The sequence below is a fragment of the Candidatus Allofournierella excrementigallinarum genome, from assembly GCF_944388085.1.
In the GTDB taxonomy this organism is placed as follows: domain Bacteria; phylum Bacillota; class Clostridia; order Oscillospirales; family Ruminococcaceae; genus Allofournierella_A; species Allofournierella_A excrementigallinarum.
On sequence record NZ_CALXHK010000100.1, the window covers coordinates 1 to 8883 of the forward strand.

Here is an 8883-nt window from a genome sequence, read left to right on the forward strand (position 1 = left end):
GACCACACCAAGGGCTTCAAGTTCTCCACCTACGCCACCTGGTGGATCCGGCAGGCCATCACCCGCGCCATTGCCGACCAGGCCCGCACCATCCGCATCCCGGTGCACATGGTGGAGACCATCAACAAGGTCAAGAAGGTGTCCAGCCAGCTGCTGCACCAGAACGGCCACGACCCCACGGCGGACGAGATCAGCCAGGCGCTGGACATGCCGGTGGAGAAGGTGCGCGAGATCATGCGCGTCGCCCAGGAGCCGGTGAGCCTGGAGACCCCCATCGGCGAGGAGGAAGACAGCCATCTCGGTGATTTCATCCCCGACGAGGACGCCCCCGTCCCCGCCGAGGCCGCCAGCCACACCCTGCTGAAGGAGCAGCTGTCCAGCGTGCTGTCCACCCTGACCCCCCGCGAGGAGAAGGTGCTGCGCCTGCGCTTCGGCCTGGAGGACGGCCGCCCCCGCACCCTGGAAGAGGTGGGCCACGAGTTTGAGGTCACCCGCGAGCGCATCCGCCAGATCGAGGCCAAGGCCCTGCGCAAGCTGCGCCACCCCAGCCGCTCCAAAAAACTCAAGGATTTTCTGGACTGAGAATCGATCAATTGGGCCGCGGGCAGTTTCCTGCCCGCGGCTTTTTTCTGCTCGCTTGTAAGAAACAGCCTCTCCCATCCGTAGTAAGGGGCGAAAGCGCTTTCGAAAACAGAGAGGAGGCGGCCAAAACGGACTGCATGAACGAACGGGAGCTGGTGGAGGGCATCGCCCGCAAAGACGAGGCGGCGGCCCGCGCGCTGGTGGAACGATACGGCGGGCTGCTGCGGGCGGTCATCCGCCGCCACGCCCCCGGCCTGGACGAAGAAGATCTGCTGGCGGAGGCGCTGCTGGCTGTCTGGCAAAACATCCACCGCTTTGATAAGCGGGGCAGCTTCAGGAACTGGGCCGCGGCGGTGGCCCGCTACCGGGCCATCGACGCGGTGCGCAAAGCGTCGCGCAGCATGCCCGCCGGCGGCGGAGCCCAGCTGGAAGCGCTGGGCGGCGCCACCCTGGACGAATACCTGACGCTGGAACTGGAAGACCTGTTTCGGGGCCTGCCCGCCGCAGACAGGAACCTTCTTCTGGCCCGCTACTACTACGGAGAGACCGCCGAAGGCCTGGCCGCCCGCCACAACATCACGGTGGGGGCGCTGAACACCCGCCTCACCCGGGCCCGCCAGCGTCTGGCGCGGCAGCTGCAAGAGAGGAGAGAAACGCCATGAAGGATATTTACGACGCGCTGAACCACGTTTCCATGGACCTGAACGAATACGCCCCCGTGCCGCTGGAAGCGGGGGAGAGCGAACGGCAGGTGAACCGCCTGCTGGCCGCGAAAAAGACGGAGCGCCCCGCCCTGCGCGTCCACCGCCGGCGCTGGGCCGTGCTGGCCGCGGCGGCAGCCCTGACCGCCTGCCTGGCGGTGGGCGTGGGCGCGGCCCATTCCTGGAGCGGTGATTTTGCCGCTTTCCTGGGGCTGGGAGAGGAGAACAGCCTGGGCGACATGAGTCTGGGCCTGGCCTTGAGTCAGACCCTGCCGGGAGGCACCGTCACCCTGGAGGGCGTTTTGGGCGATGACTACTGCATTTATGTGCCCTTCACGGTGGAAGCCCCCGAGGGCCAGGTGCTGGACGGCACGCTGGATTACGGCTTCGACAACTGCACCCTGTATTCCGATGCCTCCGACGGCATGGTGCAGCACATGGAGATGCTGCCGGACGACGACCCCACCGACAACAAGCTCCGCTTTGTGATGATGGCTTCCAGCTCCAAGCCTCTGCGGGGCAAAATGGCGGAAGCGACTGTGTGGAACCTGTTCCGCTACCCCACCGACACCAGCCGCCTCCACGATGAGGACGCGGTGGTGCCAGGACGGTTTGAGTTCTCCTTCCGCCTGGACTATGAGGACCGCTCCGTCGTCGTTTGCGACCAGAACACCGATGTGGGCCTGGGCTGGCCCCTGGCCCGGCTGGAACTCTCGCCGGTGTCGGTCTATCTGGAACTGGACGGCCTGCCGGAAAATGAGCCGAACCCTGCCTTTGACGCATCCGTCGTCCTCATCGGCGCCGACGGCAGCCGCCAGGAAATCGTGAGCGACTGGGACCATGAGCAGACGGGAGAAGGCATCCCCGGCCTGAGCTTTTCCCAGGATGAAAAGGCCGTGCGCATGCTCCTCCAGGCCATCGACCCGGCGCAGTATGCCGCGGTGGAGGTGAACGGGGTCTCGTTCCCGCTGGAAAATGCCGCCCGCTGACCCCAGCTTGACATTGACGGCTTAAAACGGCAAAATAAGCGCACACGGCCCCGGGCGTTCAATGCCCGGGGCCTTTTTTTGAGAAATTGGCGAAAATGGCTTGACAGCGCGGTTTCCGGCGGATATACTGTTGTAGTATAGCATAATGGATTAGAACGCCCTTAAACTGCTTTTCCTCACAAAATATTTTTGAAAGTTTGTGAAAACTGCACAAAATACTTTGCCTCAAAAAGCGGGGCAGGGGTGTCATCGGTCCATAAGTATAAGATACAGGATAGGAGTGGACGCTTTTTATGATGAAGGTCAAGCCCGTAACCCTCGGCAAGACCCAGCGTATGAGCTTTTCCCGCATCGATGAGGTCATCGACATGCCCAACCTCATCGAGGTGCAGAAGAACTCGTACAAATGGTTCCTGGACCAGGGCCTGAAAGAGGTCTTTCACGACGTGGCCACCATCGAGGACTTCACCGGCAATCTGGCGCTGGAGTTCATCGACTACCGCCTGGGCGAGCCCAAATACACCATCAAAGAGTGCAAGGAGCGCGACGCCACCTATGCCGCGCCCCTGCGCGTCACCGCGCGTCTGCTGAACAAGGAGACCGGCGAGGTCAAAGAGCAGGAGATCTTCATGGGCGATTTCCCGCTGATGACCGACGCGGGCACCTTTGTCAACAACGGCGCCGAGCGCGTCATCGTCAGCCAGCTGGTGCGCAGCCCCGGCGTCTACTTCGGCGCCAGCTACGACAAGACCGGCAAGCGCCTCTACACCGCCACCATGAACCCCAACCGGGGTGCCTGGCTGGAGTATGAGACCGACTCCAACGACGTGTTCTACGTCCGCATCGACAAAAACCGCAAGCTGCCCGTCACCGTGCTCATCCGCGCGCTGGGCCTTTCTTCCGACGCCCAGATCCGCGAGTACTTCGGCGAGGACGAGCGCATCCTGGCCACTCTGGAGAAAGACACCACCACCAACACCGAGGAAGGCCTGCTGGAGACCTACCGCAAGCTGCGCCCCGGCGAGCCCCCCACGGTGGACAGCGCCCAGACCCATCTGCACAACCTGTTCTTCGACCCCCGCCGCTACGACCTGTCCCGTTTCGGCCGGTACAAGATGAACAAGAAACTGGCTCTGGCCCGCCGCATCGCCGGCTTCACCGCCGCCCGCGACGTGGTGGCGCCCCTCACCGGCGAGCTGCTCATTTCCGCCGGCGAGAAGATCACCCGCGAGGCCGCCGAGGCCGCTGAGGCCGCAGGCGTGAGCGTGGCCTACCTGACCATCGACGACAAGGAAGTCAAGGTCATCACCAACGGCACCGTGGACGCCCAGGGCTTCTTCAGCTTTGACGTTTCCGAGTGCGGCATCAACGAGAAGGTCAGCTTTGCCGAGCTGCGGGCCATCCTGGACGCCGGCCTGGACGAGGCCGGCCAGAGGGAGGCTCTGGAGAAAAACCACGACCGCCTCATCAGCCGCACCGTCACTGTGGACGATATCTTCGCCTCCATCAACTATCTGGGCGGCCTGGATCACGGCGTGGGCGTCACCGACGACATCGACCATCTGGGCAACCGCCGCATCCGCAGCGTGGGCGAGCTGCTGCAGAACCAGTTCCGCATCGGCTTCTCCCGCATGGAGCGGGTCATCCGCGAGCGCATGACCCTCCAGGCCCAGGATGCCGGCGAAGCCACCCCCCAGAGCCTCATCAACATCCGCCCTGTGGTGGCCGCCATCAAGGAGTTTTTCGGCTCCAGCCCCCTGAGCCAGTTCATGGACCAGAACAACCCCCTGGCCGAGCTCACCCACAAGCGCCGCCTGTCCGCCCTGGGCCCCGGCGGCCTGTCCCGCGACCGCGCCGGTTTCGAGGTCCGCGACGTGCACTACAGCCACTATGGACGCATGTGCCCCATCGAGACCCCCGAAGGCCCCAACATCGGCCTGATCAGCTATCTGGCCACCTTCGCCAAGATCAACGAGTACGGCTTCGTGGAGGCCCCCTACCGCAAGGTGGATAAGGCCACCGGCGTCGTCACCGACGAAGTGGTCTACATGACCGCCGACGTGGAGGACGAGTACGTGGTGGCCCAGGCCAACGAGCCTCTGGACGAAGAGCACCGCTTCGCCAATGCCCGCGTCAACGTCCGCCGCCGCGAGGAGATCATGGAGATCGAGCGCGAAAAGGTGGATTACATGGACGTCAGCCCCAAGATGGTGGTTTCCGTGGCTACCGCCATGATCCCCTTCCTGGAAAACGACGACGCCAACCGCGCCCTGATGGGCTCCAACATGCAGCGGCAGGCCGTGCCGCTGATGGTCACCCAGCAGCCCATCGTCGCCACCGGCATGGAGTACAAGGCCGCCTGCGACTCCGGCGTGTGCATCCTGGCCAAGAACGGCGGCGTTGTGGAGCATGTGGACGCCGACAAGATCGTGATCCGCACCTCCAGGACCACCACCGACGAGTACGAGCTCATCAAGTTCATGCGCTCCAACCAGGGCACCTGCATCAACCAGCGGCCCATCGTCTCCAAGGGCGAAGAGGTCAAGGCCGGTCAGGTCATTGCCGACGGCCCCTCCACCAAGAACGGTGAGATCTCCCTGGGCAAGAACGCCCTCATCGGCTTCATGACCTGGGAGGGCTACAACTACGAGGACGCCGTCCTCATCAACGAGAAGATCGTCCGCGAGGACGTCTACACCTCCATCCACATCGAGGAGTACGAGCTGGAAGCCCGCGAGACCAAGCTCGGGCCCGAGGAGATCACCCGCGACATCCCCAACGTGGGCGAGGACGCCCTGAAGGATCTGGACGAGCGCGGCATCATCCGCATCGGCGCCGAGGTCACCGCCGGCGACATCCTGGTGGGCAAGGTCACCCCCAAGGGCGAGACCGAGCTCACCGCCGAGGAGCGCCTGCTGCGCGCCATCTTCGGCGAGAAGGCCCGCGAGGTGCGCGACACCTCCCTGCGCGTGCCGCACGGCGAGTACGGCATCATCGTGGACGTGAAGGTGTTCACCCCCGACAACTGCGACGAGCTGCAGCCCGGCGTGCGCCAGGTGGTGCGCTGCTACATCGCCCAGAAGCGCAAGATCAGCGTGGGCGACAAGATGGCAGGCCGCCACGGCAACAAGGGCGTTGTGTCCCGCATCCTGCCCCAGGAGGATATGCCCTTCCTGGCCGACGGCACCCCGCTGGACATCGTGCTGAACCCCCTGGGCGTTCCCAGCCGTATGAACATCGGCCAGGTGCTGGAGGTCCATCTGGGCTACGCCGCCAAGGCGCTGGGCTGGAAGGTCATGACCCCCGTCTTTGACGGCGCCCACGAGGAGGACATCCGCGAGTGCTTCCGCCTGGCCAAGGAGAACAACAGCGGCGCCAACGTCAAAGAGTACCCCACCAAGCTGGATAAGATCATGAGCCCCACGGGCGGCCATGTGATCGACTTCTCCAAGATCGAGCTGGACGAGGACGGCAAGAGCGTCGTTTACGACGGCCGCACCGGCGAGAAGTTCGACAACCGGGTCACTGTGGGCTACATGTACTATCTCAAGCTCCATCACCTGGTGGACGATAAGATCCACGCCCGCTCCACCGGCCCCTACAGCCTGGTCACCCAGCAGCCTCTGGGCGGCAAGGCCCAGTTCGGCGGCCAGCGCTTCGGCGAGATGGAGGTGTGGGCGCTGGAAGCCTACGGCGCCGCCTACACCCTGCAGGAGATCCTCACCGTCAAGAGCGACGACGTGGTGGGCCGCGTCAAGACCTACGAGGCCATCGTGAAAGGCCAGGACGTGCCCAAGCCCGGCATCCCCGAAAGCTTCCGCGTGCTCATCAAGGAGCTGCAGAGCCTGGGCCTCGATGTGGTGGTGCAGGACTCCAACGGCGACGAGGTGGACCTGAAGCAGAACTTTGACGACGAAGAAGCCGGTTTCGATGTGCGCGACCTGCCCATGGGCGAGGACGTGCTGATGGAAAGCGAACTGAACGACGATTACAGCATCGAGGAAGCGGAGAGCGAGCCCGCCGGGCCCGATGACTTTGACGCCGAGACCGAAGACATCTTTGCAGACGACGACGCCTTCGACGATGCGGGCCTGGGCGACGAGTTCTGATCGCGGCTTTTCCGAGATACCCGTCAACATCGAGACAACAGAAATAAGGAAGGGTTCATTGAATGGAATACAACGATTTCGATTCGATTAAAATCGGCCTGGCTTCTCCCGATCAGATCCGCGCCTGGAGCTACGGCGAGGTCAAAAAGCCCGAGACCATCAACTACCGCACCCTGAAGCCCGAGCGGGACGGCCTGTTCTGCGAGCGCATCTTCGGGCCCACCAAGGACTGGGAGTGCCACTGCGGCAAGTACAAGCGCATCCGCTACAAGGGCAAGATCTGCGACCGCTGCGGCGTGGAGGTCACCAAGGCCAAGGTGCGCCGCGAGCGCATGGGCCACATCGAACTGGCCGCCCCTGTGAGCCACATCTGGTACTTCAAGGGCATCCCCAGCCGCATCGGCCTGATGCTGGACATCAGCCCCCGCCAGCTGGAAAAGGTGCTGTATTTCGCCAGCTACATCGTCATCGACCCCGGCTACACCCCGCTGGAGAAAAAGCAGCTGCTCAGCGAGAAGGAATACCGGGAGATGCGCGAGCGCTATGAGGACGAGTTCCGCGCCGCCATGGGCGCCGAGGCCATCAAGGAGCTGCTGGCCGAGATCGACCTGGACGCGCTGAGCGAGCAGCTTCACGCCGAGCTGGAAGACGCCGGCGGCCAAAAGCGCGTGCGCATCCTCAAGCGGCTGGAAGTGGTGGAGGCGTTCCGCCACTCCGGCAACCGCCCCGAGTGGATGATCTTGGACGTGGTGCCGGTCATCCCGCCGGACATCCGCCCCATGGTCCAGCTGGACGGCGGCCGCTTCGCCACCAGCGATCTGAACGATCTGTACCGCCGGGTCATCAACCGCAACAACCGCCTCAAGCGCCTGCTGGAGCTGGGCGCGCCCGACATCATCGTGCGCAACGAGAAACGCATGCTGCAGGAGGCTGTGGACGCCCTGATCGACAACGGCCGCCGCGGCCGCCCGGTCACCGGCCCCAACAACCGCCCCCTCAAGAGCCTGTCCGACATGCTCAAGGGCAAGCAGGGCCGCTTCCGTCAGAACCTGCTGGGCAAGCGCGTGGACTACTCCGGCCGTTCCGTCATCGTCGTCGGCCCCGAGCTGAAGATGTATCAGTGCGGCCTGCCCAAGGAGATGGCCCTGGAGCTGTTCAAGCCCTTCGTTATGAAGGACCTGGTGCAGAAGGGCCTGGCCAACAACATCAAATCCGCCCGCAAGATGGTGGAGCGCACCCGCCCCGAAGTGTGGGACAGCCTCGAGACCGTCATCAAGGGCCATCCCGTCATGCTGAACCGCGCGCCCACCCTGCACCGCCTGGGCATCCAGGCCTTTGAGCCGGTGCTGGTGGAGGGCCGCGCCATCAAGCTGCACCCCCTGGCCTGCACCGCCTTCAACGCCGACTTCGACGGCGACCAGATGGCCGTGCACCTGCCCCTGTCTGTGGAGGCCCAGCGCGAGGCCAAGCAGCTGATGCTGGCCTCCGGCAACCTGCTCAAGCCCAGCGACGGCGCCCCCGTCACCGTGCCCACCCAGGATATGATCCTGGGCAGCTACTATCTGACCATGGTGAACCAGGGCGACAAGGGCGAGGGCAAGGTCTTCCGCGATGAGGACGAGGCCATCATGGCCTACGCCAGCAAGGCCATCACCCTGCAGGCTCCCATCAAGGTGCGCCGCACCCGCGAGGTGAACGGCGAAATGCGCTCCAAGCTGGTGGACACCACCGTGGGCCGCATCATCTTCAACCAGCCCATCCCCCAGGACCTGGGCTATGTGGACCGCAGCGACCCCGAGACCATGTTCAACTTCGAGGTGGACTTCCAGGTCACCAAGAAGAACCTGCCGGACATTATCAGCCGCTGCCTTGCCATCCACGGCACCAAGCCCACCAGCGAGATGCTGGACCGCATCAAGGCCCAGGGCTACAAGTACTCCACCATCAGCGGCATCACCGTGGCTGTGTGCGACGCGGTCATCCCGCCCAGCAAGCCCGAGCTGCTGGCCGAGGCCGACGAGCGGGTGAGCAAGGTCATCAAGCAGTTCAACCGCGGTCTTATCTCCAACGAGGAGCGCTACAACAGCGTCATCCAGATCTGGCAGGAGACCACCGACAAGGTGTCCAAGGCTCTGGCCGACAACCTGGAGGAGCGCAACCCCATCTTCATGATGGCGGACTCCGGCGCCCGAGGCTCCATGAACCAGATCAAGCAGCTGGCCGGCATGCGCGGCCTGCTGGCCAACACCGCCGGCAAGACCATCGAGATGCCCATCCGCGCCAACTACCGCGAAGGCCTGAACATTCTGGAATACTTCGTTTCCAGCCGCGGCGCCCGCAAAGGCCTGGCCGACACCGCCCTGCGCACCGCCGACTCCGGCTACCTGACCCGCCGCCTGGTGGACGTGTCTCAGGACGTCATCATCCGCGAGGAGGACTGCGGCGCCACCGAGGGCATCGTGGTCAGCGACATCCGGGAGGGCAAGGAGGAGATCGAGTCCT

Annotated in this window: 5 protein-coding genes; all 5 read left to right on the forward strand. The window is 64.2% G+C overall.

Annotated elements, in window-relative coordinates:
* Window positions 1-582: sigma-70 family RNA polymerase sigma factor (locus tag ACH2AT_RS11125; protein WP_394966075.1), on the forward strand; the 582-nt coding region annotated here is incomplete at its 5' end.
* A 137-nt stretch (window positions 583-719) separates the two neighbouring features.
* Window positions 720-1244 carry an RNA polymerase sigma factor gene (locus tag ACH2AT_RS11130; protein WP_394966077.1) on the forward strand — a complete coding sequence of 175 codons (525 nt, stop codon included), beginning with the start codon at window positions 720-722 and terminating at the stop codon, window positions 1242-1244.
* Complete coding sequence (locus ACH2AT_RS11135; RefSeq protein ID WP_394966078.1) at window positions 1241-2272, forward strand: hypothetical protein; 1032 nt, start codon at window positions 1241-1243, stop codon at window positions 2270-2272. The genes ACH2AT_RS11130 and ACH2AT_RS11135 overlap by 4 nt, the downstream gene beginning before the upstream one ends.
* A gap of 293 nt (window positions 2273-2565) precedes the next feature.
* Window positions 2566-6381, forward strand: coding sequence for a DNA-directed RNA polymerase subunit beta (locus ACH2AT_RS11140; RefSeq protein ID WP_394966080.1), 3816 nt, complete (start codon window positions 2566-2568; stop codon window positions 6379-6381).
* Between the two features lie 62 nt (window positions 6382-6443).
* Window positions 6444-8883: DNA-directed RNA polymerase subunit beta' (rpoC, locus tag ACH2AT_RS11145; RefSeq protein ID WP_394966082.1), on the forward strand; the 2440-nt coding region annotated here is incomplete at its 3' end.